Origin of the sequence: Streptomyces viridiviolaceus, assembly GCF_014650995.1 — a bacterium.
In the GTDB taxonomy this organism is placed as follows: domain Bacteria; phylum Actinomycetota; class Actinomycetes; order Streptomycetales; family Streptomycetaceae; genus Streptomyces; species Streptomyces viridiviolaceus.
The window spans coordinates 403,429-427,499 of record NZ_BMWA01000002.1 but is presented as its reverse complement, the minus strand read 5'-3'; the positions used below and the strand labels follow the sequence as shown (position 1 = coordinate 427,499).

The window sequence follows — 24,071 nt, the reverse complement described above, 5'->3', positions numbered from 1 at the left end:
CAGCGCTCGCCGGCCCGCCGAAACGGGCCCCTTCCCAGGGCCCATCACGACCAAGAGAACATTTCGAGACAAAGAACGGCGGCGACGAGAATGCGGCTGCGCGCACTGCTGGACACCGACGCGCTGGGCCTCAAGCTGCTCGGCGGCGAGGACGAGCTGGACCGCGCCGTACGGGGCGTCATGACCACCGACCTCCGGGACCCCAGCCGGTACCTGGCGGGCGGGGAACTGGTGCTGACGGGCCTGGCCTGGCGCCGGGACGCCGACGACTCCGAGCCGTTCGTACGCATCCTGGTGCAGGCCGGCGTGGCGGCCCTGGCCGCCGGCGAGGCGGAGCTGGGGGACGTGCCGGAGGACCTGGTGGTGGCGTGCGCGCGGCACCGGCTGCCGCTGTTCGCGGTGAACGAGTCGGTGGCGTTCGCGAGCATCACCGAGCACGTCGTGCGGCAGGTCTCCGGCGAGCGCGCCGGAGACCTCGCGGCCGTAGTGGACCGGCACCGCCGGATGATGACCTCCGGACCGGCGGGCGGCGGCCCCGACGTGGTCCTGGACCTGCTCGGCTCCGATCTGGACCTGCGGGCCTGGGTGCTGTCGCCGACCGGGCGCCCGATAGCGGGCCCGAAGGCCGCGGGTCCGGCGCTGCCCGCCGACGTGTGCGCGAAGCTGGCCGGGGAGCACCTCGCCGCCACCCGCGCGGGCCGGCGGGCCCCGCACCGGGTGGCGCTGGGCGGGACGACGTACAGCCTCTTCCCCGTGCGCAGCTGGGGGCACCGCCCAGCGGCGGCTGCGGGGGGCCGTACCGCGCAGGCCGCGCGGGACGTGCGCGAGACGGTGCTGTCCGACTGGCTGCTGGCCGTGGAGGCGGACGCCGGGGACTGGGCCGAGGAGCGGCTGGACCTGCTGTACGGCGTCACCCAGCTGATCGCGGTCGAGCGGGACCGGCGGGACGCGGCGCGCACGGTGCGCCGCCGGCTCGCGCAGGAGGTGCTGGAGCTGGTGCAGACGGGCGCGGCGCCCGCCGAGATCGCGGCCCGGCTGCGGGTCGCGGCGCCGGTGCTGCTGCCGGGCCTCGGCGCCGCCCCGCACTGGCAGGTCGTCGTGGCCCGCGTCGAGTGGGCGGACGGCGAGACCGAGGCCGGCCCGGTCGCCCAGGCGCTGCTGGAGGAGATCCTGGTCGACCCGCTGTCCACCGGGCCCGAGCACTCCGACCGCATCGCCGTCGCGCACGCCGGGGACGAGGCCATCGCGCTGGTACCGCTCCCGGCGGTCTCCAGCGAGCACGACGGCTCGGAGACCGGGATCCTCGCCGACGCGCTGCTGGAAGCCGTACGGGACCCGCTGACGGCCGGCCTGGACGGCGACGGCCGCCTCACGCTCGGCGTCAGCGCGGCCGTGCACTCGGCGGAGGGGCTGCGCGGCGCGCTGGAAGAGGCCCGGCACGCCCGGCGCGTGGCCGCCGCCCGTCCGGGCCGGGTCTGCGCGGCGGGCCACCAGGAGCTGGCCTCGCACGTGCTGCTGCTGCCCTTCGTCCCCGACGACGTGCGCCGTGCGTTCACCGCCCGCCTGCTGGACCCCCTGCGGGACTACGACCGCCGCCACCGCGCCGAGCTGATCCCGACCCTGGAGGCGTTCCTCGACTGCGACGGCTCCTGGACGCGCTGCGCGACCCGGCTCCACCTGCACGTCAACACGCTGCGCTACCGGGTGGGGAGGATCGAGCAGCTGACGGGCCGTGACCTGTCGCGCCTGGAGGACAAGCTGGACTTCTTCCTGGCCTTGCGCATGAGCTGACGTCGGACCGTGGTGCGACTGCCGTACGCACGGCCTCGGTTCACCTGACGATCATCACTACAAGCGATCAACAGGGCAAACGTTCCCATGCCCGGTTCCGCCGCCCGGGCTTGGGCGGCGGGGCGCCCGCGGCAGAACCTTGTGAAATTTTTCACCCATCCTCTTGGCCGGGCGGCGGGATTCGTGCTGAGATGCCGCCACCACTCGACGGCTCGATGGCGTGCTTGGGGAGGGCGACGTGGCGTATTCCGCCATGGCTGGTTCTGGTTGGGGAACGACCGAGGGTGACGATCCGCTCCAGACCGCGGTATGGCGGCTGCGTTCGCGCGCCTGCTGGGCCGACGCCGCGGCCCTGTTGCAGCCGGTCACCGCGGCCACCGCGCTCCAGCGGGCCGCGCTGCTGGTCGAGCGGTGTCTGTACACCGAGCAGGGCTGGGAGGAGGCCGAGGACGCGCTGCGCACCGCCGAGGCGCTGGCCCACGGCGACGACGAGCGCGGGGCCGCCGCTTGTGAACGCGGGCAGCTCGCCTACGCGGCCACCCTGCACGGCGTGCGCGACCGGGCCGACGAGGCGCGGGCCGCGCTCGGCCGGGCGGCGGCGCTGATCGCGCCGGGGGCGCGGGGGCGGGCGCTGCTGGACTTCCGGCGAGGGCTGCTCGCGGAGAACCTCACGCGGTCGCCGCAGGCCGCCCGCGCGGCGTACCGGCGGGCCCATGCCGGGGCGACCGCGCACGCCGACCCGCTGCTGCTGTCGTTCACCTGGCGGCATCTGGCGGGGCTCGCGCTGCGGGACGGTGAGCTGGCCGAGGCACGGCACGGCTTCGCCGAGTCGCTGCGGATCCGTGAGGAACTGGGCTACCTCGTCGGTACGGCCCCCGCGCTGGCGTCGCTCGCCGACGCGGAGTCGGAGCCGGAGGCGTCCCGGCTGCGGGAGGAGGCACGGCGGCTGTACCGGCTGCTCGGCGGGGTCCCGACGTGGCTGGCGCGACACCTGTCCCCACCGGCCGCGGGCGCGGCTACGGCCTGACCGCCGACGCGGACACGACCCGGCCGGCACCACGACCTCCGCCCCAGACACGACGCTCACCTGTCCGCCGCCACGACAACGCACCCCGACGCGGACACACACCCGCACACCCCGCAGACACCGCCGACACCACAACCACCCCAACCACGGACACGACGCCCGCCTGACCGCCACCACACCGACGCGAACACGACCCGGCACGACACCGCCGACGCCCACACCACGACCGCCCCGGCCACAGACACGACGCCCGCCTGACCGCCGCCACGGCAACACACCCCGGCGCGGACACACACCCGCACACCCCGCAGACAACGCCGACACCACAGCCACCCCAACCACAGGCACGACGCCCGCCTGACCGCCGCCACGGCAACACACCCCGGCGCGGACACACACCCGCACACCCGGAGCCGCAGCCATCCGGCCTGCCGCGGGCGTGGCGGTGGACCGGCGGTGATTCAGGGGGATCTGCTCCAGCGTGGGGCCGTCCTGGCCCAGGCCGCGTCCCACTCGGCGAGGTTGCGGCGGTGCAGTGCCAGCCCGGTGATCCCGTGGGCCACGGCACCGGCGAGGGCGACGGCCAGGAAGGCGAGGATCGCCCAGCCCATGGTGCGGCTGCGGATCTCCCCGGCGGTCAGCGGCGGCTCGGTGATCGCTCCCTGCGCGTCGACCCAGACGAGGACGGTGCTGTCCGCGGGCAGCCCGGGCCCGACGTCGGCCTTCCCGGTCCGGGGTGTCCCGTCCGGCCCCGTGAAGCGGACCTCGACCGGGTAGCGGGTCTCCTTCGCCTCGTCGGATCCGGGTTCGGGGTGGCGCGGGGCGTCGTGGACGAGGACCGCTGGGACGTGCTGCCTCGTCCGGGCCTGCTGCTCGGCGGTGTCGCGGTAGTGGCGGTAGGCCCAGTCGCCGACCGAGAACATGGCCGCGGGTGCCGCCACCAGCACGACGAGCAGCAGCCCGAGGCCGATCCACGCCTGGAGCAGGTCGGTCCGGCGGCGCAGGGGGTTGCGCCGCCACCGCCACAGCAGGAGGTGCGGGTGTCGTCCGGGGGCGGGGGGCGGCTGTGCCCGGGGTATGTCGCCGGCCACGGTGTTCCTCCTTCCGAGGTGCGGGCAGCCGGAGCGGGTCGACTCGGGTCGGCCGGCGCCGGGGGGCTCGTGGCCCGACGCCGGTCGGTACGGCGGCCACGAGCCGGTGACCGAGAGCCGCCGCCTGGCACCGGCCACCGAGCGGGTGACCGACGCCGGCCGGGCATCGGCTGCGGACCGAGTGACCGGCCGGCGTCGGTGGCGGCCACAGGACGGTGGCCGACAGCCACCCGGCGCCGGCCACCAGGCGGCCGGCCGGCACCGGTCGGGCGGCGGCCACGGGACGGATGGCCGGCGTCCGAGCGGCAGCTGCGGGCGTGGACGGTGCGCGGTCGGAGTTCGTCGTGCACCGTGTCCTGAAGGGCGGTGCCGGGGCGGGTTGTCGGGACGTACGGGCGGCAGGTGCCGGCACCCGGCCGCGGGAGGCCGGCCGGGTGCCGGTCCGGCGGCGGCGTGACGGACGGGATGCCGTGGCCGCCGCCGTTGCCCGCCCCCCGGTGGGGACGGGGGCGCGGGTCAGTAGGGGCGGGGACCAGGTGGTGAGTCGTCCGCGCCCGTCGTCGACGGGTGGGAGTGGGCGGCTTCCAGGAGCTTGGCGGCACCGCGGACCGCGGCGGTGTGCGGCGCCGGCACGGCTTTCAGCGGCGTGTGCAGGCGGCCGGTGAGGTGGCGGGTGATGTCGGGGCGCAGGGCACCTCCGCCGGCCAGCAGCGGCCCGCGGCCCAGGGCGTCGACCGTGAGGGACGTGCGGTCCTGGCGCAGCATCGACGTCACCATGTCCACCACCGCCTCGCCGATCCGGTCCGGGGTCGTCGAGTCCCCGAGGTCGCCGGTGCCCAGCGCGGTGCGGCGCGCGTCGAAGACGGCACCGTCCACGAGGAGCACCACCTCGGTGAGATGGGCACCGATGTCCAGTACGAGCAGCGGCCGGGACAGGTCCGCGCCCGCGGCCAGGGCGACCGCCCGGGCGCTGGGAACGGTCAGCACGCTGCGCGGACGCAGCACCTCCACGGCCGTCCGGGCCTGGGTCCGGTAGGCGAACCCGTCCAGCACCGGCGCCGTCACCACCACCAGGGGCCGGGAGAAGCGGGGCAGGCGATGGCCGAGCAGCCGGTCCAGCATCCGGGCCGTTCCCTGGGCGTCGACGATGGTGCCGCGCTGGATCGGGTACACCGCGCCGGCGCCCGGGAAGGTGACCGTCGGGACGTCGAGGATCAGGCCCCGGCCGGCGATCCAGGCCCGGGTGCGGGCGCTGCCCATGTCGAGGGCGACGCCGCTGCACTGCCGGCACAGGGGCCACGTGCGGTGCCGGCCGGGGACGTGCCGGGGGCGGCGGACGACGGTCATCGGCCGGCCTCCCTTACCTGCTGGCAGCGGGCGCAGTAGCGGGCCTGCGGCACGATCATCAGTCGCTCGCGGGCGATGGGACGCCGGCACAGGCGGCAGGATCCGTAGCTGCCCTCCGCCATGCGCCTCAAGGCCGCTTCGACGTCGGCGAGGACCATGCGCGCGGAGGCCGCGAGTGTGACGCGGACCTCGGACTGCGCGGCGGACCGCCGGTTCGTGGCGTCGGAGCCGGAGGTGGCCGCGGCGGCGATCTGCCGCAGTTGCTCCTCGCGGAACAGCCGCTGCTCGTGCAGGTTCTCCTGGAGGACGGCGAGGTCCTCGGGCGACAGAACCGTCCCGGAACGTGTGCCGGGGTCGCCGATGGTCTGGTTGTTCACCACTTCACCCCTTGGGCAGGGCGGGAGACGAAGGCTGGGACGGACGGGTGCTCAGGCGGCGGCGCGGCGCTGGCAGGCGACGCAGTACCGGGTGTAGGGCAGGATCTCCAGGCGCTCCGCGGGGACCGGCTTGGCGCACCCGAGGCAGGTGCCGTAGGTGCCGCCGTCGATGCGCGCGAAGGCCTCGTCGATCTCCTTGAGCACCCGTTCGATGGCGGCCTTCTGCGCGGACATCAGCTGATCGTCCGCGCTCTGGCCGGTCTCGTCGAGGGCCTGCAACTGGGTCATACGGGTGTTGCGCGCGTGTTCGAGGCGCTGACGGGCCTCGTGAGCGGTCAGCCGCTCGGGGCGGGGTTCGGTCCGGGAGGCGTCGAGCGACACGACGAGTGCCTTTCTCTGGGGCGCGGTGCGCACACGGACGTCCGGTGGCGGCGCGCGGTCGCGGGACCGGGCGCCGTCGCACCGGACTTCTCTTTCATCCACCACCTTGGTCGGCCCTTCGGCGGAAACCCATCGGGCGCAGGCCCCATTTGCCCGGGGGCGGAGTATCCACACCGGTGCGGCCCCGGGCGTCGGCATGGGTGTGCCGCGCTCCGGAAATGGGGGTCGGACCCCATCGACGCGGCAGGGCGCAACGGGGCAGGCTGATCGGCAGGCTCGGTCGCGACATGGGGCCGCGGCCCGTCCGGGGTGCGCGATGACCGACAGTAGAGACCAACGGCGTCGCAGAAGGAGGCGTACCCCCGGTGTCCCTGTTCTGGCGGATCTTCGGGCTCAACGCGGTGGTGCTGGGCACGGCCACGGCGCTGCTGCTGTGGGCCCCGGTGACCGTCTCGGTGCCGGTCCTGCTGACCGAGGCCGTCATCCTGGTGGGCGGCCTGGCCGTCATGCTGGTCGCCAACGCCGCCCTGCTGCGCTGGGGCCTGTCTCCGCTGGACCGGCTCACGAAGCTGATGACCACCGTCGACCTGCTGCGCCCCGGGCAACGGCTGCCGGTGCCCGGCGGCGGCGAGGTCGCCGAGTTGATCCGCACGTTCAACGCCATGCTGGACCGGCTGGAGCACGAGCGGGCCACCAGCAGCGCCCGTGTGCTGCTCGCCCAGGAGGCGGAGCGGCGCCGTATCGCCCAGGAGCTCCACGACGAGGTCGGGCAGAGCATGACCGCGATACTGCTGGTGCTGGGGCGTGCCGCGGACGACGCCGACGAGCCGCTGCGCGGCGAGCTGCACCAGGCGCAGGAGATCACCCGGGAGAGCCTGGACGAGGTGCGGCGCCTGGTGCGCCGGCTGCGGCCGGGGGTCCTGGACGACCTCGGTCTGATCAGCGCGCTGACCTCGCTCACCCACGACTTCGCCACCCACACCGGGCTGCATGTCCGGCGCCGCTTCGCCACCGACCTGCCCGCCCTGGAGCCCGAGACGGAGCTGGTCCTCTACCGCGTGGCGCAGGAGAGCCTGACCAACGCGGCCCGGCACGCCGACGCCGAGCGGGTCGACGTGAGCCTGAGTCGCACCGACGGGGCGGTGGTGCTCGCCATCGAGGACGACGGCCGCGGCATCGAGGCGGCCCGCGAAGGCGCCGGCATCCGCGGCATGCGGGAACGGGCCCTGCTGATCGGGGCCGCCCTCGACATCACCTCGGCGCCCGGCGCCGGCACCCGGATCCGGCTCACCACACCCGTCCCCAGGAAGCAGCCCTGACCATGCCCGACCCGACCCAGCCCGCGCCGCCCCGCCGCCGGACGTCCACGTCCGAGCCCTGCGAGGCACAGCAGCCCGTGAACGAGCGGTCCGAGGCACAGCCCGCCGAGACACCGCTGCCCGAACCCACCCCGTCCATGAACCAGCCCTCCGCTCCCGAGCCGCCCACGCCCGCCCCGACCGTGCCCGCCCCCACCCGGCACCGCGCATCCGTAAGCGGACCGCCCACGTCCGAGCCCGCCGCGCCCGGCCGGTCCGCTCCCGAACCGACCGTCGCCGCCCCGTCCGTGCCCCTCCCGCCCGCCTCGCCCGGGCCCTCGCACGCCGCGCCGGCGCATGCCGCCCCCGGCAGGATCCGCATCCTGCTCGCCGACGACCACGCGCTGGTACGCCGCGGGGTGCGCCTCATCCTCGACCGGGAACCCGACCTCGAGGTGGTCGCCGAGGCCGGGGACGGTGCGGAGGCCATCGACATGGCCCGCACCCACGCCGTCGACCTGGCCGTGCTGGACATCGCGATGCCCCGTCTCACCGGTCTGCAGGCCACCCGCGAGCTGGCCGCGCTCGCACCGGGCCTGCGGATCCTGATGCTGACGATGCACGACAACGAGCAGTACCTGTTCCAGGCGCTGAAGGCGGGCGCCTGCGGTTACGTCCTGAAATCCGTCGCCGACCGGGACCTGGTCGCCGCCTGCCGCGCCGCGATGCGCGACGAGCCGTTCCTGTACCCGGGCGCGGTCACCGCCCTCATCCGCAACTACCTCGACCGGGTCCGGCACGGTGAGGAGACCGCCGACCACATTCTCACGCCCCGTGAGGAGGAGGTCCTCAAGCTCGTGGCGGAAGGACACTCCTCCAAGGAGATCGCGGAGATCCTCTTCATCAGCATCAAGACGGTCCAGCGGCACCGGGCCAACCTGCTGCACAAGCTCGGCCTGCGCGACCGTCTCGAACTGACCCGCTACGCCATCCGGGCCGGGCTCATCGAACCCTGACCCCCCCCCCCCGGGACCGCCCGGGGTTCCGGCCGCCGCTCCCCGGCCGGAGCCCCGGGCCCACACCGCGCTCCCCCGCCCACCCAAGCCGAGCATCCGCCACGAAAGGGGACGGTGCATGCGCCCCGCACCTCGCACCGCCCCCGCCCGCGTTCACCGGCTCGCGGCGACGCTCACGGCGCTGCTGGCCGTCCTGCTCACCCTCGTACCGGCGTCGCCCGCGGCCGACGCCGGGCCGGCACCGGTCCGGGCGGCCACGACCGTCCCGCACCCGGAGTCCGGCCACCACGCCGACGACACCTGTGCCACCGTCTGCGCCGCACAGGCCAGGGCACGGCACGACCACCTGGGCGAGCGCCCGGCGCCGCCGGACCACCTCGCCGCCACTTCGCACGGCACGGACGCCGCCCCGGCCGCCCGGGGGCGCACCCCGGCGGCGTCCGGTCACGCGGCGGTGTCCCCCGGCCGCGCGAGCCACGACCGCGGGCGGGCACCTCCCGCACCCTCCGGCACCTGAATCCCCGAATCCCTTCCTTCTTCACGTCGCGGCCGGCGGGCCGCCGCCGCGGCGTGCCCGCCGGAGGCCCCTGTTGAAACCCAAGCCGAAACCGAAGCCGAACCGTTCCCCGCGCACCCGTGCGTTCCTCGCCCTGGCCGTGATCGCCGTGTCGCTGTACATCGCCGTCACCACGCCGGTCCGCCTCGGGCTCGATCTGCGCGGCGGCACCCAGATCGTGCTGGAGACCCGCTCCACCCCCACCACCGACGCCGACCGCGCGGCCACCGACCGCACCGTGGAGGTGCTGCGCGGCCGTATCGACGCGCTCGGCGTCGCGGAGCCGACCATCGTCCGCTCGGGCAGCAACCGCGTCGTCGTCGAACTGCCGGGCGTACAGGACCCGAGGAAGGCGGCCGACGTGCTGGGCCGCACCGCCCAGCTCACCGTGCACCCGGTGCTCGGGACGGCCGGCACCGCGGAGCCCGGGACCGGCCCCGCCGGGGAACGGGTCCTGCCGGACGAGTCCGGTCAGCCCCTGCGGCTGAAGGCCGCCGAGCTGACCGGCCAGGACGTCAAGGGCGCCGACGCCCGGTTCGACCAGCAGAGCGGCGCCGGGTGGCACGTCACCGTCGACTTCAAGGACGGGGGCCGCGACCGGTGGGCCCGGGTGACGGGCGACGCCGCCTGCCACCCGGCCGGGGACCCGCGGCGCCGGGTCGCCATCGTGCTCGACGACAAGGTCATCTCCTCGCCGCAGGTCGACCCGTCGGTCTCCTGCAAGGCGGGCATCGCCGGTGGCTCCACGCAGATCACCGGCTCCTTCGACGACGCCGAGGCCCGGGAGCTGGCGCTGCTCGTCAAGGGCGGCGCCCTGCCCGTGCCGGTCGAGACCGTCGAGCAGCGCACCGTCGGCGCCACGCTGGGCGAGCGGGCCGTCTCGGCCGGCGCCTGGGCGGCCGTCATCGGCACCGCGCTGACCTCGCTGTTCATCATCGTGATGTACCGGCTCATGGGCGCCCTGGCGACCGTCGCCCTGGCCTGCTACGGCCTCATCTCCTACGCCGCCCTGGCCGCGCTCGGCGCGACGCTGACCCTGCCCGGGCTGGCCGGTTTCGTACTGGCCATCGGCATGGCCGTGGACGCCAACGTCCTGGTGTTCGAACGCGCCCGGGAGGAGCACGCCGGGCGCAGCCGCCCCAGTCCGCGCTCGGCGCTCACGGCGGGGTTCCGCAGCGCGTTCAGCGCGATCGCCGACTCCAACGTCACCACGCTGATCGCCGCGGCCCTGCTGTTCTTCCTCGCCTCCGGCCCGGTGCGCGGCTTCGGCGTCACCCTGGGCATCGGCGTGCTCGCCTCCATGATCAGCGCCCTGGTGATCACCCGGGTGCTGGCCGACTTCGCCGCGAGCCGCCCCGCGGTCTTCCGCCGCCCGCACATCACCGGCATCGCCACCACCGGCCCCGTCCGCGACCACCTGCTGCGCCGCGACCCCTTCCTGATGCGGCACCCGCGCCGTTGGCTGGCCGCTTCCCTCGCCGTTCTCGCGCTGGCCGCCTCGGGCATCGTGGTGCGCGGCCTGGACTTCGGCATCGAGTTCACCGGCGGACGGCTCATCGAGTACGCGACGACCAGCCCCGTCGACCCCGACCGGGCCCGCACGGCCCTCGCCGAAGCGGGCTTCCCGCGCGCCGTGGTGCAGTCCTCCGGGGACACCGGTCTCACGGTGCGCACCGAGGAGCTGACGAACGCCGAGGCGGTCACGGTCGAGAAGACCGTCAGCGGTCTGGGCGGTGAGACGGAGAAGGTCCGCGACGAGCTGATCGGACCCAGCCTGGGCGAGGAACTGCGCCGGGACGCCCTCATCGCGCTCGGTCTCGCCCTCGGCGCCCAGCTGCTGTATCTCGCCGCGCGTTTCCGCTGGCTGTTCGGCACCGCCGCGGTCGGTGCGCTCGCCCACGACGTGGTCATCCTCGTCGGGGTGTTCGCCTGGCTCGGCAAGCCCGTCGACGGGGTGTTCCTCGCGGCGCTGCTGACCGTCATCGGCTATTCGGTCAACGACTCGGTCGTCCTCTTCGACCGGGTGAGGGAACTGCTCGGGCGGGACCGCAGGACTGCGCTGGCCCGGCTGACGAACCGGGCGATCCTGCAGACGCTGCCGCGCACGGTCAACACGGGCATGGGCGCGGTGCTCATCCTCGCCGCCCTGGCCGTGCTCGCCCAGGACTCGCTCACCGATTTCGCCCTCGCCCTGCTGATCGGTGTGGCGGTCGGAACCTATTCCTCCGTCTTCACCGCCGCGCCCCTCGTCATCGAGCTGGACCGTCGGAGTCCCGGACGGAGGCCCGGACGCCGTGCGGACCGCAAGGCGCCCCCGTCCGCGGCCTCGCCGTCGCCGGACGTGCGCCGCCCGCAACGGCAGGAGGCGCCGTAGGGGGGCCGCGGCCGTCTCCACGGTGCAGGAGGAGGAGGTGGTGTCAGCGGGCCCCGGTGAAGTGCTCCCCCACCAGGGTCCGCACCAGGTCCGTCTCGCCGGCGATCAGCGCGTCCAGCAGTGCCGTGTGCTCGTGCGCGTCGGCGACCAGGTCGGCCCGCCCCCGTGCCGCGGGGGAGCCGGCCTGCGGCCACTGCGCGCGGCGGTGCAGGTCGTCCGCGATCCGCACGAGCTGGTCGTTGCCGGCGAGCGCGAGCACGGCGCGGTGGAAGGCGCGGTCGGACTCGGCGTACGTCACCCGGCAGCCTGCGGACGCGGCCCGGACGGTGGCCTCGGCGAGGGGCCGCAACTGCGCCCAGCGCTCGGTGGGCACCGTGCGGGCCAGCCGCAGCATCACCGGGACCTCGATCAGCGCCCGGACCTCGGCGAGCTCGGCCAGCTCCCGGGCGCCCCGCTCGACCACGCGGAACCCGCGGTTCGGGACGACCTCGACGGCACCCTCCAGGGCGAGCTGCTGCATGGCCTCCCGCACGGGGGTTGCCGAGACCCCGAACCGCTCGCCGAGCGCGGGCGCCGAGTAGACCTCTCCGGGCCGCAGCTCTCCCGCCATCAGGGCGGTGCGCAGGGCGTCGACGATCTGACCGCGCACGGAGGACCGCTGGACGGGGGTCCCGGGGCGTGGCGGCGGCGGTTCGGAGTGCGTGTGCTCTCCGCGCGCCGCCTGCGGCGCGTCCGCGGCGGTGCCCCCGTTCCGGTCCACGTCCGCGGCACCGGGCTGGACCGGCACCCGGACCTGTCCGGACGCGCGGATCCTTCCGATCCCCGCCCCGGCGGAGCCCTGCGTGCCCTGCTTCACGGGGTCCTCCCGGGGACGTGTCGGTACTTGAGGTCATTACGGCGGGTTGTTACTCGCCCGTCAAGCACCATAAGCGCCCAAGCCGTCAGTTCAAATCCCGAGGATCTTGGGTAAGGTAAGGCTTACCTTCAAGCAGCTCGTCGTCCTGACGTGGATCGGTGGTCCCGCATGCCTGTCTCCCGCTCGGCCGTCGCGGACTCCTACGCGCGCCTCTCGGAGGTCCTGCCGGGACTGGGGATCACGGAACTGGGCGCCGGGGACGAGGTCCCGGGCGGCGGCGGCTGGACGGCCGCCGCCTCGCTCGCGGAGGGCGGCGCCGGCCTGGAGTCGTTCCTGGCCTGGGACGACGCGCAGGTGGTGCGGGACTACGGGCAGCGGGCCCGGCCGGACGTGGTCGCGAGCTTCGGACTGCACCGCTACGCCTGGCCGGCCTGCCTGCTGGTGACCGTGCCGTGGTTCCTGCACCGCCGGGTGCCCCGCTACCCCGTGACGCACGTCGCCTACGACCGCACCGCCCCCGGCCTTCCCCTCGGCCGCATGGCCGCGCGGCCCGAGGGCTTCGCCTGCCTGCCCGGCGATCCGGCCGCCGCCCTGCCCGGCGCCCGCGTGGTCGCCGACGAGGAGGCGCTGCGGGCGGAGGTGCGCACCTCGGTCGCCGAGCACCTCGAGCCGGTGCTGGCAGGCTTCGGACCGCGCATGCGGCGGCGCGGACGCGCCCTGTGGGGCATGGCGACCGACGAGGTCGTCGAGGGCCTGTGGTACGTCGCCCATCTGCTCGGCGAGCAGGAGCGGGCGCGGCAGGAGCTGGAACTGCTGCTGCCCGGCGCGACCCGCCCGTACGTCGGCACGGCCGCGTTCCGGGAGCTGAAGGGACCGGACGGCCGGCCGCTGCACACCCGGGACCGGGCGAGCTGCTGCATGTTCTACACCCTGCGCCCCGAGGACACCTGCGCCACCTGCCCGCGCACCTGCGACGCGGACCGCGTCAACAAGCTGCTCGCCGCCACTGTTTGACCGACCGTCGGACCGGATCACCGGCAGCGGTCCCTTAAGATCGTCCGCGAACGGGACGCCCGTACGGCACCCACGGCTTTCCCCTGCCCCTCTCACGGTGAGGCAAGGCGACAGTCGTTTCACAACTTCCTCACGCGCCGCGGAAACTTTCCGTGGAACCACCCGTACGGGTACTCTTATTCGAACTCAACTCCCGCCCCTCAAGCGGCAGTTCGAGCAGAACGCCGCCCTGGGCACCCCCCTCGCACTCCCTTGGCGGCCTCTTGCCCCGAAACCCCCTGAGGGCCGGTGGGTTTGGGCCACCATGGCGGGCGTTACGCCCTATCCCAATGCAAGGGACCCCAGATGAGATTGACCGACATATCGCTGAACTGGCTGCTTCCGGGCGCCGTACTGCTCCTGGGCATGCTGGCGGCGGTGGCGGTGCTCGCGCGCGGCAAGCGATCCTCGGGGAAGGACGCGGGCGCGGACGACTCGTGGGAGCGTGCCGAGGAGCGCCGCCGGCGCAAGGAGGCCGTCTACGGCACCGTCTCCTACGTTCTCCTCTTCTGCTGTGCCGCGGTCGCCGCGGCGCTCTCCTTCCACGGTCTGGTCGGCTTCGGCGAGCAGAACCTCGGCCTGAGCGGCGGCTGGCAGTACCTGGTCCCGTTCGGCCTGGACGGGGCGGCCATGTTCTGCTCCGTCCTCGCGGTGCGCGAGGCCAGCCACGGTGACGCCGCGCTCGGCTCCCGGATACTCGTGTGGACCTTCGCGTTCGCGGCTGCGTGGTTCAACTGGGTGCACGCGCCCCGTGGCATCGGGCACGCGGGTGCCCCCCACTTCTTCGCGGGCATGTCCCTGTCGGCCGCGGTGCTCTTCGACCGGGCGCTCAAGCAGACCCGCCGCGCCGCCCTGCGCGAGCAGGGCCTGGTGCCGCGGCCCCTGCCGCAGATCCGCATCGTCCGCTGGCTGCGGGCCCCGCGCGAGACGTACCGCGCCTGGTCCCTGATGCTCCTGGAGGGCGTGCGCAGCCTCGACGAGGCGGTCGAGGAAGTGCGCGAGGACAAGCGCCAGAAGGACGAGACCCGGCAGCGGCGGCGCGAGCAGGAGCGCCTGGAGCGGGCGCAGCTGAAGGCGATCAGCCGCGGTCACCGGGGCTTCGCCGGCCGCGGCGGACGGCAGGTGGAGGTCGAGGTGCAGGCCGTGGAGCGGGGCTCCGAGCGCGCAGCCGCGGAGCCTGCCATATCCACCCCGGAACAGCTGCCCGCACGCCAGCGTCCCTCCCTGCAGCCCGTCCGGAGCGGGTCTGACCCGATCACCGTCGACCTGACCGCGGAGGACGACACACAGGCCCTTCCGCGCCTGGACTCCCTGGAGCGCAAGCTCAAGGACCTGGAGCAGCAGTTCGGCTAGGGGACGGCCCGCCGTGGGCGACAGCCGGCCCGAGCCGTGCGGACAGGGGGCGTGACCACGGGTCACGCCCCCTTCGTCGTCACGCCGCCTCGGCGTCCAGCTCGAACCAGACCGACTTGCCCACCCCGTGCGCCTGCACGCCCCAGGCGTCCGCGAGGGACTCCACCAGCACCAGGCCCCGGCCGTCCGTGCTCTCGCCGGGCTCGGGGGCCCGCGGCCGGGGCATCCGGCCGACGAAGTCCCGTACCTCCACCCGCAGCGCGCGCGGACCGACGGTGGCCGTCAGGACCGCGTCGTCGTCGGTGTGCACGAGCGCGTTGGTCACGAGTTCGCTGGTGAGCAGCTCCGCGATCTCCGACCTCCCGGGCCTGCCCCACTGCCGGAGCAGCTCGCGCAGCGCCCGGCGTGCCTCGGGTACGGCGCGCAGGTCCGACCGCCCGAGTCTGCGCCTCAGCCGTGGCGCCGCCCGCCTCTCCATGTCCCCCGTCCGCGTGCCGATGTCGGTCCCCTTCCTCTCGAACACGTTCACGGGGATCCTTGCCCGGACGGGCCCGGGGCAGTCATGTCGAATCCTCGACGACCGGGTGTTCGGCCATGCGCGGGCGCGATCTGGCCGGTTCCCGCCGGGAGTAGGGCCTCCGGCGTCACGGACGCGGGACGTTGCGCAGGTTGGAACGGGCCATCTGGAGCATGCGGCCGACCCCGCCGTCCAGGACGATCTTCGAGGCGGACAGGGCGAAGCCGGTCACCATCTCGGCGCTGATCTTCGGCGGGATGGAGAGCGCGTTGGGGTCGGTGACGACGTCGACCAGGGCCGGGCCCTTGTGCTTGAAGGCGGCCTTCAGCGCACCGGCGAGCTCCTTGGGCTTCTCCACCCGCACCCCGAAGACGCCGCACGCCTGGGCGACGGCGGCGAAGTCGGGGTTGGTGTTGGCCGTGCCGTGCGACGGCAGGCCGGCGACCAGCATCTCCAACTCGACCATGCTGAGGGAGGAGTTGTTGAACAGGACCACCTTCACCGGCAGGTCGTGCTGGACGAGGGTGAGGAAGTCGCCCATCAGCATGGTGAATCCGCCGTCGCCGGACATGGAGACGACCTGCCTGCGGCGGTCGGTGAACTGCGCGCCGATCGCCATCGGCAGCGCGTTCGCCATCGACCCGTGCGAGAAGGAACCGATGATGCGGCGACGCCCGTTGGGCGAGATGTAGCGGGCGGCCCAGACGTTGCACATCCCGGTGTCGACCGTGAAGACCGCGTCGTCGTCCGCGACCTCGTCCAGCACGGCGGCGACGTACTCGGGGTGGATCGGCACATGCTTGTCGACCTTGCGGGTGTACGCCTTGACCACGCCCTCCAGCGCGTCGGCGTGCTTCTTCAGCATCCGGTCGAGGAACTTGCGGTTCTTCTTCTCCTTCACCCGCGGGATCAGACAGCGCAGGGTCTCGCGCGCGTCGCCCCACACGGCCAGGTCCAGCTTCGAGCGCCGGCCCAGGTTCTCGGGCCGGACGTCGATCTGGGCGATCTTCACGTCGTCGGGCAGGAAGGCGTTGTACGGGAAGTCCGTGCCGAGCAGGATGAGCAGGTCGCACTCGTGGGTGGCCTCGTAGGCGGCGCCGTATCCGAGCAGGCCGCTCATGCCGACGTCGAACGGGTTGTCGTACTGGATCCACTCCTTGCCGCGCAGGGCGTGCCCCACCGGGGACTTGACCTTCTGCGCGAACTCCATGACCTCGGCGTGCGCGCCCGCCGTGCCGCTGCCGCAGAACAGGGTGACCTTGTCGACGTCGTCGATCAGCTTCGCCAGCCGGTCGATCTCGTCGTCGCCGGGGCGGACGGTCGGCCGTGAGGTGACGAGGGCGGTCTCGGCGGCCTTCTCCGGAGCGGGCTCGGCGGCGATGTCGCCGGGCAGGGAGACGACGCTGACACCGGAGCGGCCGATCGCGTTCTGGATGGCGGTGTCGAGCAGCCGGGGCATCTGCTGCGGGCTGGAGATCAGCTCGCTGTAGTGGCTGCACTCGCGGAACAGCTGGTCGGGGTGCGTCTCCTGGAAGTAGCCGAGGCCGATCTCGCTGGACGGGATCTGCGAGGCGAGGGCGAGGACGGGAGCCATCGAGCGGTGGGCGTCGTACAGCCCGTTGATGAGGTGGAGGTTGCCGGGGCCGCAGGAGCCGGCGCAGGCGGCCAGCTTCCCGGTGATCTGGGCCTCCGCGCCGGCCGCGAAGGCGGCGGTCTCCTCGTGCCTGACGTGCACCCAGTCGATGCCCTTGTGGCGGCGCACCGCGTCCACGACCGGGTTGAGGCTGTCGCCGACGACGCCGTAGAGACGTTCGACTCCGGCGCGGACGAGGATGTCGACGAACAGTTCCGCGACGTTCTGTTTGGCCATGGTTCTCGCGTGCCCCTTCGGTCTCCCGTACTCCCTGGCATTCCCTGCACTCCATGGAGGCACAGCGAGCGGCGTCACGCCTCCCAAACGGCGGCGGCCGTGCGGTCGTCGGCATAGCCCTTGACCCGGACCCGGCTGTCGGCGAGGAACGCGGCGAGGCCCGGCGGTGTGGGACCGGACCACCTCCGGGCGAGGAGTTCACCGAGTTCGGGCTCGCCGGCCAGCGGCTCGGCCAGGCCCGCGGTGCACATCAGCAGCACATCACCCGGGCGGGCGACGGAGGCGCGGAAGCGGAAGGGCCGGCGGGGCGGACCGGCGGCCGGTTCCTCGTAGGGGCTCGGCGGTGTGGTGATCCCCAGGTCCATGGTGAGCCGGTCGCCCTCGGGCGTCTCGGAGGGCGCCGAGCCGAAGCCGACGACGGGCTCGCCCGCGACGTCGCCGGCCCGCGGTTCGATGTCCTGCCAGGCGCCGTCGCGGAGCCGTAACAGCCCGCCCGCGCCGACGCCGAAGAACACGCGCGTACGGCACCGGGGGTCGGCGGGCAGCAGCAGACAGCGCAGGGTCGCCGTGTGCTCGTCCGGGTCGAGGCCCTGCTCGACGGCGTCGGCCCGGAGCCTGCCGAGGCTGCGGTCGGTCAGGCGGTGCAGGCCGGACTTCAGGTCGCCGCGCCGGGCGGCCCGCAGGTCCTCCACGAGCCGGGCCTGGCTGCGGCCCACGGCCCGCCCGATCCACTCGCAGACCTCCGCGGCGGCCCGGTGCGCCCCGGGCGTTCCCCGGGCGCCGGTCGCCATCGCCACCAGGATCAGCGCCTGCTCCCCCGCGCCGAAGCGGGCGGTGAGCAGGGCGTCGCGGCGCGGGTCCCCGCGGTAGCGCGCGGAGTCCCCGCGCACGGAGACGGCCCGCAGTGTGCAGGACCCGTACCGGGCGCCGTCCAGGACGGTGTCCGCCACCAGATCGTCCAGCCCGTCGGGATCGGCGGCCGGCAGCGCGGTGGGCTCGGAGTCGTAGGTGGGCGGCCCGGAGCCGACGTAGTCGCGCGGGGTCTCGGTGGCCGGAGGGTCCGGGGGGACGTCGCTGATCCGCGGCGTCGACGTGGGCGCCGGGGCGGAACCGGCGTCCAGCGGGGCCCCGACGGGCGGCGCCGGGCTGCCGGAGGTGTCCGGCCCCGCCGCGGGGGCCATGGGGGTGACCGGGGTGTCTCCGAAGCCCGGCGGAAGCGGCATGTCGGCCGCGCTCGGGGGTCCGCCGGTGGCCTTCCGGGCCGATGACGCCGGGGGCTGCGGGGGCAGCGGAGGCGGGGGTGGCCAGGGGGGCGGGGACGGGGGCGTCTCGTCCGGTATCCGGCGTTCCGCGGGTGTCCGGGGGCCGGTGCCCCGGGCCCCGCTGTCGCGCGGCGGCTCGGCCGCTCCCGGGTGCCTCGGGCCGGGCGGGAAGGTCACCGGGCCGGTCGGTGTTCCGGGCGGTGGCTCCCAGGGCGCCCGTGGCAACGGCGGGCCGGCGTGGATCGCGGGGGTGCCCGTGCCGCCGCCGCGGGGCGGAGAGGACCCTGTGCGGCCGGCGTCGCGGGGACCGGGAACGCCGGGCTCCACCGGCGCACCACCGGTACGCGCCGCATGCACCCCGGAGTCCGCCGCCGCACCACCGCCGCCCGCCCCCGGCGCGACCTCCGCACCACCGCTACCCGCCCCCGGCGCTCCCGGCCCGGCCGCCGCACCACCGCCGCCCGCCCCGGGGACACCCGGCGCGACCCCCGCACCACCGCCGCCCGCCCCCGGCGCGACCGCCGTGCCCCCGGCCCGTGGCCCTGAGGTTCCCGCCTCCGTCGGCGTCCACCAGGGTGACGGGTCGGCAGGTGGGCGTTCGTCCAGGGGCCCGGCCGCCGCATCCGGCGGGCCTTCCACCGCCCCCGCCGCCGAGGCGAACCGGTCGTCAAGGGAATCCGGCGCGGTCGTGGGGCCCGTGTCGTCGGTGGAATCGTCGTACAGCTGCCCCCACCAGTCGTCCTCATGACCGGTGGGCCTTCCCCCCTGCTGGCTCATGCCCCTAATTGTCCACCGCACGGGCCGCGGGAAAACGGGGCAACCGGAAAATCCGGCGGACCGCTGCGCACCCGGACGGCCTGCCGGGTGAGAAGTCGAACGACGGTGCGATGGAGGCCGCCGGGCGGCCCCACCCCCCACGGGAGGACCGCCCGGCGACGGTGACGCCACCTTGGCAGAGTGACCGGCGGTACGGCGATGATGTGCCGAGGCGGGTTTGCGCCGTGGCCGTTTTCCGCCACGGCCTGGATCCGAGGTCTGGTCCACAGGTCGGTCTAGGGAGGGGCGGCACCTGATGCTGGGAGTGCTGGGGCTGGAGGAGACGCACGAGTCGGCTTACCGGGCGTTGGTGTCCGTGGGCGCCGCCGACGTGCCCGATCTCGCACGGCGGCTGGCGCTCGGCGAGCAGGACACCGAGCGGGCCCTGCGCCGGCTGGAGCAGAACGGACTCGCGGCCCAGTCCTCGGCCCGGCCCGGCCGCTGGGTGGCCGCGCCGCCGGGGGTGGCCCTGGGCGCGCTGCTCACCCGGCAGCGGCACGAGCTGGAGAAGGCCGAACTGGCCACGGCGCTGCTCGCCGAGGAGTACCGGGCGGCGGTGGCCGAGCCCGCCGTGCACGACCTGGTCGAGGTGGTGATCGGCGCGGCGGCGGTGGCCCAGCGGTTCTTCCAGCTCCAGCTGGGGGCGAGCGAGGAGGTGTGCGCGCTGGTCACCGGCAATCCGGTCGCCGTCACGGGCATGGAGAACGACGCGGAGGAGCAGGCGACCGGGCGCGGGGTCCGCTACCGGGTGGTGGTCGAGCGGTCGGTGCTGGACCTGCCGACCGGCATCACCGAACTGACCGCCGCGCTCGGCCGGGACGAGCAGGTACGGGTGGTGGACCAGGTGCCCACCAAGCTGGTGGTCGCGGACCGCTCGCTCGCCCTGGTGCCGCTGACCGCGCACTCCGCGGAGCCCGCCGCGCTGGTCGTGCACGCCAGTGGCCTGCTGGAGCTGCTGTCGGGCCTGTTCGAGTCGGTGTGGCGGGACGCGCTGCCGCTGCGGCTCGGCACCTCCGGGGTGGCCGAACAGGAGCCCGACGGCCCCGACGTCACCGACCTGGAGATAATCTCCCTGCTCCTGGCGGGCCTGACCGACGCGAGCGTCGCCAAGCAGCTCGACCTGGGCCTGAGGACCGTGCAGCGCCGGGTGAAGCGCCTGATGGAGCTGACCGGGGTGACGACCCGGCTGCAGCTGGGCTGGCACGCGTACGAGCGGGGCTGGGTGGCCCGCCGGCAGTAGGGCCGTCCGAGGCGTTCAGGCCGCCCGGCGGGCCGGCCGGTGATGCACCTTCCGCTCTGCGCCCTGTCTGCCTCTCGGGCACCCTGGACGGATGGGAGCGTGGGACCTCCTGCTGGTCGGCCTGGTCATCCTGCTCGGCCTGTGCGGCGTGCTGCTGCCCGGCGTGCCCGGGTCGTGGCTGGTGTGGGCCGGGGTGCTGTGGTGGGCGCTGAAGGATCCGCAGCCGCTCGCGTGGGGCGTATTCGTCGGGGCCACGGCCGTACTGCTCCTCTCCCAGGCGGTGCGCTGGGCGCTGCCCGTCCGGCGCGTCCGCTGGGACGAGGCCGGCCGCCGTCTCGCGGCCTATGCGGGCGTCGGAGCCGTCCTCGGTTTCGTCCTGGTCCCGGTGGTCGGGGCGGTCCCCGGTTTCATGGGCGGCATCTACCTGGCCGAGCGGCTGCGGCTCGGCCGGCACGGCGAGGCGATGACGGCCCTGAGGACCGCGATGCGTTCGGGGGGCTCCGGCGTGCTGACGGAACTGTTCACGTGCCTGCTCATCACCGGCGCGTGGCTGGGCGCGGTGTTCGCGGGCTAGCGGCCGTTGCTGACCCACCGTCACGCGCACCACGGAAATGGTTGTACGCCCCGCGTTGCACTTGCGTTCCACTTCGGTACCGCTTCGTATGCCGTAAAGAAATCTGGTTGACATGTAAAAGACACGTGTAAGGATCACGGAGTATCCCTGGATCTTGCCGGCCCGTGACGCGGCCTGCGATCCGATCCCATGACCAACTGGAGGACCCACGTGGCCAAAAGCTCCGGCCTGAACACGCGTCGCACGCTGGCGCGTGTCACGGCTGCGGCGCTCACCGCCGCCCTGGTGGCGACCGGCACGTCCGCCGCCGTCGCCGCCGACGAGCCCGGACGATCCGCATCGCAGGTCCCTGTCGACGCGAAGCCGTCGGGCGCCTCGAAGTTCGACACCTACGCCGAGCCCGGCGACGCCCCGGTCAACGCGCTGTACGGCAAGGACGCCAACGGCGAGCTGTGGGGCTACGTGCCCAGCGGCTACGGCGGCCTGGACCCGCGCATCTGGTCCGGCTCCGGCTGGCAGGACACCCGCTTCATCACGCAGGCGGACAACGACTCCGACGGCAGCTCGGACGGCATCTGGGACGTCACCGGCAGCACGCTGTCCTACACCTCGTGGGGCACCGACTACCAGGTGACCGTCGGCAAGGGCTGGAACATCTACAACCGCCTGCTCTCGGCCGGCAACCTGGGCGGCGCCGGCGCCGACGACCTGATCGCCCGGGACGGTTCCGGCGTGCTGTGGCTGTACCTCGGCTACGGCAACGGCAAGCTGACCCAGCGCTACAAGGTCGGCAGCGGGTGGAACGTCTACACCCACCTCGCCGGCAAGGGCGACCTGACCGGCGACGGCAAGGACGACATCGTCGCCAAGGACAGCTCGGGCGTGCTGTGGCTCTACAAGGGCACCGGCAACTACAAGGCCCCGTTCACGTCCCGCTCCCGCATCGGTGGCGGCTGGAACACCTACAACAACCTCGTGTCCGTGGGTGACATCGACATCGACGGGATCACGGACCTGGTCGCGCGCGACAAGACCGGCGCCCTGTACGTGTACTACGGCACCGGCAGCGCCACGGCTCCGTTCAAGTCCCGGGTGAAGATCGGCAGCGGCGGCTGGAACACCTACAGCATCCTGTTCTGATCGGGACCCACCGCCTTCGCTGAAGGCACCGTGACGGGCCGCTCTCCTGTGGAGGGCGGCCCGTTCCGCTGCTGGACCGGACGACTAGGCGCCGCTCACCACGCCCTCCAGCGCCAGCAGCGCGGTCTTGCGCGCCAGGCCGCCCGCGTACCCGGTGAGGGAGCCGCTCGCGCCGATGACCCGGTGGCACGGGCGGACGATCAGCAGCGGGTTGGCGCCGATCGCGCCGCCGACGGCCCGTACCGCGGCCCGGGAGGCTCCGACGCGGGCGGCGATCTCCCCGTACGTCGTGGTCGCCCCGTAGGGCACGGAGTCCAGCGCGTCCCACACCCGCTCCCGGAACGCGGTGCCCTCGGCGCGCATCGGCAGCCGGAACTCCTTCAACTCCCCGGCGAAGTAGGCGGCGAGCTGCCCCGCGGCCTCGCGGAACGGGCCGGTGTCGGCCCGCCAGCCGTCCTGGACGGTCCGGCCGCCCTTCTGCCCGGGGACGGAGAGGGAGGTCAGCGTCCCGGACGGGTCGGCGGTGAGGAGGAGCCGGCCGACGGGGCTGTCGATCTCGGTCCAGTAGGTCGTGGTGGTCATCGGTTCTCCAACTCCCCTGCGGTGCGCAGGTGCTGCAGTGCGTAGGAGCGCCAGGGGCGCCAGGTGTCGGGCAGGTCCGCGCCGGGCGGGGCCACGTCCGGGTCGCCGAGGGCGCGGGTGCGCACGACGGCGGCGGTACGGGCGTCCAGGCCGGGCAGGGCGAGCAGCGCCCGCTGCGCCTCGTCGCGGTCGGCCCCGGGGTCCAGGCGTACGGCGCCGTCGGCGAGTGCGGCGGTGAGCGCGCCCAGGGGGCCGTCGGGCTCGGCCTCGGCGAGGACGGCCGGTTCGGGGAAGAGGTGAGTGAGGCTGCCGCAGGGCGCGTCCAGTGCCTTGCCGTACCGCTGGACCAGCCGCTCGGCCTCCTCACGTCCCACCAGCGCCCGCACGGCCAGTTCCTCGGGGTCGGCGGTGCCGGGCGAGCGCAGTCCGGGGCGGGCGGCGACCAGGGGGGCGAGCCGGGGGTCGGCGCCGAGCCGGTCGTCGACGGCGTACGGGTCGGCGTCCAGGTCGAACAGGCGTCGCAGCCGCTGCACGGAGGTGGTCAGGTCGCGCAGGTCGGTGAGGTGCAGCCGGGCGTCGAGCCAGCCCCCTGCGGTGCCCGCCCTCGGTGCGCCGGGCCGCTCGTCGACGGCGACGATCCCGGTGCCGTAGGGGAGGCGGAGGGTGCGCCGGTAGGTGCGGCGGCCCGGAGGACCGCCGACCTCCTCGACGCCTGTCACGGCCTCCTGTTCCAGCAGGTCGAAGACGGGCCCGGCCTGGTAGGGGCCCCGGTGGGCGAGCCTGAGCGGGATCCCGGCGGACGGGGTCGGCGTCCGCCGGGAGGGCCGGCCGCCCGCGGGGGCCGCGGCACGCAGCGCGCTGGGGGTGGCCGCGTACACGGCCCGGATCGTGTCGTTGAACTGGCGCACGCTGGCGAACCCCGACGCGAACGCGATCTCGGTGACCGGCAGGCCGGTGGTCTGCAGCAGGACGCGTGCGGTGTGCGCCCGCTGGGCCCGGGCCAGGGCCACCGGTCCGGCACCCAGCTCGGCGGTCAGCTGGCGCTGCACCTGCCTGGCGCTGTAGCCGAGCCGGGTGGCGAGCCCGGCGACGCCCTCGCGGTCGACGACGCCGTCGCCGATCAGCCGCATGGCCCGGCCGACGACGTCCGCGCGGACGTTCCAGTCCGCGGATCCGGGCACGGCGTCCGGACGGCACCGCCGGCAGGCCCGGAAGCCCGAGCCCTGCGCGGCGGCGGCCGTCGTGAAGAAGCGCACGTTGCGGCGTTTCGGTGTGACCGCCGGGCAACTGGGCCGGCAGTAGATGCCGGTCGTCGCGACGGCGAAGAAGAACGCCCCGTCGAACCGCGCGTCCCGGCTCCGTACGGCCTCGTACCTGCTGTCCTCGTCCATCACACCGCCCAGTCTGCGCCGCACCGGCCACCCGGGCTGGCGGAATTCGGACATGACGTCGGCCACGCCGGACCACCGACCGCCCACCAGCCGGCCCCGGCGGCCGCCACCGGCACCCCGCCCTCCGACCGGAACCCGGAGGCCGGTGGCCGGGAAACC

21 protein-coding genes are annotated in these 24,071 nt (G+C 74.5%); 11 read left to right on the top strand and 10 right to left on the bottom strand.

Going from position 1 to position 24,071, the window contains the following annotated elements; genetic code table 11:
• The first annotated feature begins 90 nt into the window (after positions 1–90).
• On the top strand, positions 91–1,791 hold the full coding sequence (locus IE260_RS03960; RefSeq protein WP_189869027.1) for a PucR family transcriptional regulator: 1,701 nt from the start codon (positions 91–93) through the stop codon (positions 1,789–1,791).
• 238 nt (positions 1,792–2,029) lie between these two features.
• On the top strand, positions 2,030–2,818 hold the full coding sequence (locus IE260_RS03955; RefSeq protein ID WP_189869026.1) for a hypothetical protein: 789 nt from the start codon (positions 2,030–2,032) through the stop codon (positions 2,816–2,818).
• Positions 2,819–3,279: 461 nt separating this feature from the next.
• On the opposite strand, the gene IE260_RS03950 is transcribed toward IE260_RS03955, so the two are convergent.
• The 4 genes from IE260_RS03950 to IE260_RS03935 form a co-directional block, all read right to left on the bottom strand.
• Positions 3,280–3,909, bottom strand: coding sequence for an Rv1733c family protein (locus IE260_RS03950; protein ID WP_189869025.1), 630 nt, complete (start codon positions 3,907–3,909; stop codon positions 3,280–3,282).
• A 516-nt stretch (positions 3,910–4,425) separates the two neighbouring features.
• Positions 4,426–5,256 (bottom strand): rod shape-determining protein, encoded by an 831-nt coding sequence (locus IE260_RS03945; RefSeq protein ID WP_189869024.1) that lies wholly within the window; start codon positions 5,254–5,256, stop codon positions 4,426–4,428.
• Entirely contained in the window at positions 5,253–5,636 is a 384-nt protein-coding gene (locus IE260_RS03940) for a TraR/DksA family transcriptional regulator (RefSeq protein ID WP_189869023.1), read from the bottom strand. Before IE260_RS03940 ends, IE260_RS03945 begins: the two co-directional genes overlap by 4 nt.
• A gap of 48 nt (positions 5,637–5,684) precedes the next feature.
• Positions 5,685–6,014: a TraR/DksA family transcriptional regulator gene (locus IE260_RS03935; protein ID WP_189869022.1), complete on the bottom strand. Its 330-nt coding sequence runs from the start codon at positions 6,012–6,014 to the stop codon at positions 5,685–5,687.
• A 365-nt stretch (positions 6,015–6,379) separates the two neighbouring features.
• Here IE260_RS03935 and IE260_RS03930 point away from each other — a divergent pair, with 365 nt between their 5' ends.
• From IE260_RS03930 to secD, 4 genes are all read left to right on the top strand, one after another.
• Complete coding sequence (locus IE260_RS03930; protein ID WP_189869021.1) at positions 6,380–7,333, top strand: HAMP domain-containing sensor histidine kinase; 954 nt, start codon at positions 6,380–6,382, stop codon at positions 7,331–7,333.
• A 287-nt stretch (positions 7,334–7,620) separates the two neighbouring features.
• The gene (locus IE260_RS03925) at positions 7,621–8,328 is read left to right on the top strand and encodes a response regulator (RefSeq protein ID WP_373303309.1); all 708 of its coding nucleotides are present in this window, start codon (positions 7,621–7,623) and stop codon (positions 8,326–8,328) included.
• Between the two features lie 118 nt (positions 8,329–8,446).
• Positions 8,447–8,845: a hypothetical protein gene (locus tag IE260_RS03920; protein ID WP_189869074.1), complete on the top strand. Its 399-nt coding sequence runs from the start codon at positions 8,447–8,449 to the stop codon at positions 8,843–8,845.
• Positions 8,846–8,918: 73 nt separating this feature from the next.
• Entirely contained in the window at positions 8,919–11,258 is a 2,340-nt protein-coding gene (gene secD / locus IE260_RS03915; RefSeq protein ID WP_373303307.1) for a protein translocase subunit SecD, read from the top strand.
• A gap of 43 nt (positions 11,259–11,301) precedes the next feature.
• On the opposite strand, the gene IE260_RS03910 is transcribed toward secD, so the two are convergent.
• A complete protein-coding gene (locus tag IE260_RS03910) occupies positions 11,302–12,114 on the bottom strand; it encodes a GntR family transcriptional regulator (RefSeq protein ID WP_189869020.1) in 813 nt (270 codons plus the stop codon).
• Between the two features lie 168 nt (positions 12,115–12,282).
• On the opposite strand from IE260_RS03910, the gene IE260_RS03905 reads away from it, so the two are divergent.
• Both IE260_RS03905 and IE260_RS03900 read left to right on the top strand, forming a co-directional pair.
• Complete coding sequence (locus IE260_RS03905; RefSeq protein ID WP_189869019.1) at positions 12,283–13,128, top strand: (2Fe-2S)-binding protein; 846 nt, start codon at positions 12,283–12,285, stop codon at positions 13,126–13,128.
• A gap of 345 nt (positions 13,129–13,473) precedes the next feature.
• Positions 13,474–14,520, top strand: a complete 1,047-nt coding sequence (locus IE260_RS03900; protein ID WP_189869018.1) for a DUF2637 domain-containing protein — start codon at positions 13,474–13,476, stop codon at positions 14,518–14,520.
• Positions 14,521–14,599: 79 nt separating this feature from the next.
• Here IE260_RS03900 and IE260_RS03895 read toward each other — a convergent pair whose 3' ends face one another.
• From IE260_RS03895 to IE260_RS03885, 3 genes are all read right to left on the bottom strand, one after another.
• Positions 14,600–14,998 (bottom strand): ATP-binding protein, encoded by a 399-nt coding sequence (locus IE260_RS03895; protein WP_189869062.1) that lies wholly within the window; start codon positions 14,996–14,998, stop codon positions 14,600–14,602.
• Between the two features lie 166 nt (positions 14,999–15,164).
• The gene (locus IE260_RS03890) at positions 15,165–16,907 is read right to left on the bottom strand and encodes a pyruvate dehydrogenase (RefSeq protein WP_189869017.1); all 1,743 of its coding nucleotides are present in this window, start codon (positions 16,905–16,907) and stop codon (positions 15,165–15,167) included.
• 74 nt (positions 16,908–16,981) lie between these two features.
• Positions 16,982–18,946 (bottom strand): protein phosphatase 2C domain-containing protein, encoded by a 1,965-nt coding sequence (locus IE260_RS03885; RefSeq protein ID WP_189869016.1) that lies wholly within the window; start codon positions 18,944–18,946, stop codon positions 16,982–16,984.
• Between the two features lie 295 nt (positions 18,947–19,241).
• Here IE260_RS03885 and IE260_RS03880 point away from each other — a divergent pair, with 295 nt between their 5' ends.
• The 3 genes from IE260_RS03880 (at position 19,242) to IE260_RS03870 (ending at position 21,939) form a co-directional block, all read left to right on the top strand.
• Positions 19,242–20,225, top strand: a complete 984-nt coding sequence (locus tag IE260_RS03880; RefSeq protein ID WP_189869015.1) for a helix-turn-helix transcriptional regulator — start codon at positions 19,242–19,244, stop codon at positions 20,223–20,225.
• Between the two features lie 91 nt (positions 20,226–20,316).
• On the top strand, positions 20,317–20,799 hold the full coding sequence (locus tag IE260_RS03875) for a DUF456 domain-containing protein (RefSeq protein ID WP_189869014.1): 483 nt from the start codon (positions 20,317–20,319) through the stop codon (positions 20,797–20,799).
• Between the two features lie 189 nt (positions 20,800–20,988).
• A complete protein-coding gene (locus IE260_RS03870) occupies positions 20,989–21,939 on the top strand; it encodes an FG-GAP repeat domain-containing protein (protein WP_189869013.1) in 951 nt (316 codons plus the stop codon).
• A gap of 84 nt (positions 21,940–22,023) precedes the next feature.
• Here IE260_RS03870 and IE260_RS03865 read toward each other — a convergent pair whose 3' ends face one another.
• Positions 22,024–22,521 (bottom strand): methylated-DNA--[protein]-cysteine S-methyltransferase, encoded by a 498-nt coding sequence (locus IE260_RS03865; RefSeq protein ID WP_189869012.1) that lies wholly within the window; start codon positions 22,519–22,521, stop codon positions 22,024–22,026.
• Positions 22,518–23,966, bottom strand: a complete 1,449-nt coding sequence (locus IE260_RS03860) for a DNA-3-methyladenine glycosylase 2 family protein (RefSeq protein WP_373303306.1) — start codon at positions 23,964–23,966, stop codon at positions 22,518–22,520. The genes IE260_RS03865 and IE260_RS03860 overlap by 4 nt, the downstream gene beginning before the upstream one ends.
• Positions 23,967–24,071 lie beyond the last annotated feature (105 nt).

Excerpts from the sequence above, each read along its gene's own strand:
- IE260_RS03920 (WP_189869074.1), top strand. The coding sequence starts at position 8,447 with ATGCGCCCCGCACCTCGCACCGCCCCCGCCCGCGTTCACCGGCTCGCG.
- IE260_RS03895 (WP_189869062.1), bottom strand. The coding sequence starts at position 14,998 with ATGGAGAGGCGGGCGGCGCCACGGCTGAGGCGCAGACTCGGGCGGTCG.
- IE260_RS03960 (WP_189869027.1), top strand. The coding sequence starts at position 91 with ATGCGGCTGCGCGCACTGCTGGACACCGACGCGCTGGGCCTCAAGCTG.
- IE260_RS03905 (WP_189869019.1), top strand. The coding sequence starts at position 12,283 with ATGCCTGTCTCCCGCTCGGCCGTCGCGGACTCCTACGCGCGCCTCTCG.
- IE260_RS03890 (WP_189869017.1), bottom strand. The coding sequence starts at position 16,907 with ATGGCCAAACAGAACGTCGCGGAACTGTTCGTCGACATCCTCGTCCGC.
- IE260_RS03945 (WP_189869024.1), bottom strand. The coding sequence starts at position 5,256 with ATGACCGTCGTCCGCCGCCCCCGGCACGTCCCCGGCCGGCACCGCACG.
- IE260_RS03880 (WP_189869015.1), top strand. The coding sequence starts at position 19,242 with ATGCTGGGAGTGCTGGGGCTGGAGGAGACGCACGAGTCGGCTTACCGG.
- IE260_RS03885 (WP_189869016.1), bottom strand. The coding sequence starts at position 18,946 with ATGAGCCAGCAGGGGGGAAGGCCCACCGGTCATGAGGACGACTGGTGG.
- IE260_RS03865 (WP_189869012.1), bottom strand. The coding sequence starts at position 22,521 with ATGACCACCACGACCTACTGGACCGAGATCGACAGCCCCGTCGGCCGG.
- IE260_RS03900 (WP_189869018.1), top strand. The coding sequence starts at position 13,474 with ATGAGATTGACCGACATATCGCTGAACTGGCTGCTTCCGGGCGCCGTA.
- IE260_RS03870 (WP_189869013.1), top strand. The coding sequence starts at position 20,989 with ATGACCAACTGGAGGACCCACGTGGCCAAAAGCTCCGGCCTGAACACG.
- IE260_RS03875 (WP_189869014.1), top strand. The coding sequence starts at position 20,317 with ATGGGAGCGTGGGACCTCCTGCTGGTCGGCCTGGTCATCCTGCTCGGC.
- IE260_RS03860 (WP_373303306.1), bottom strand. The coding sequence starts at position 23,966 with ATGTCCGAATTCCGCCAGCCCGGGTGGCCGGTGCGGCGCAGACTGGGC.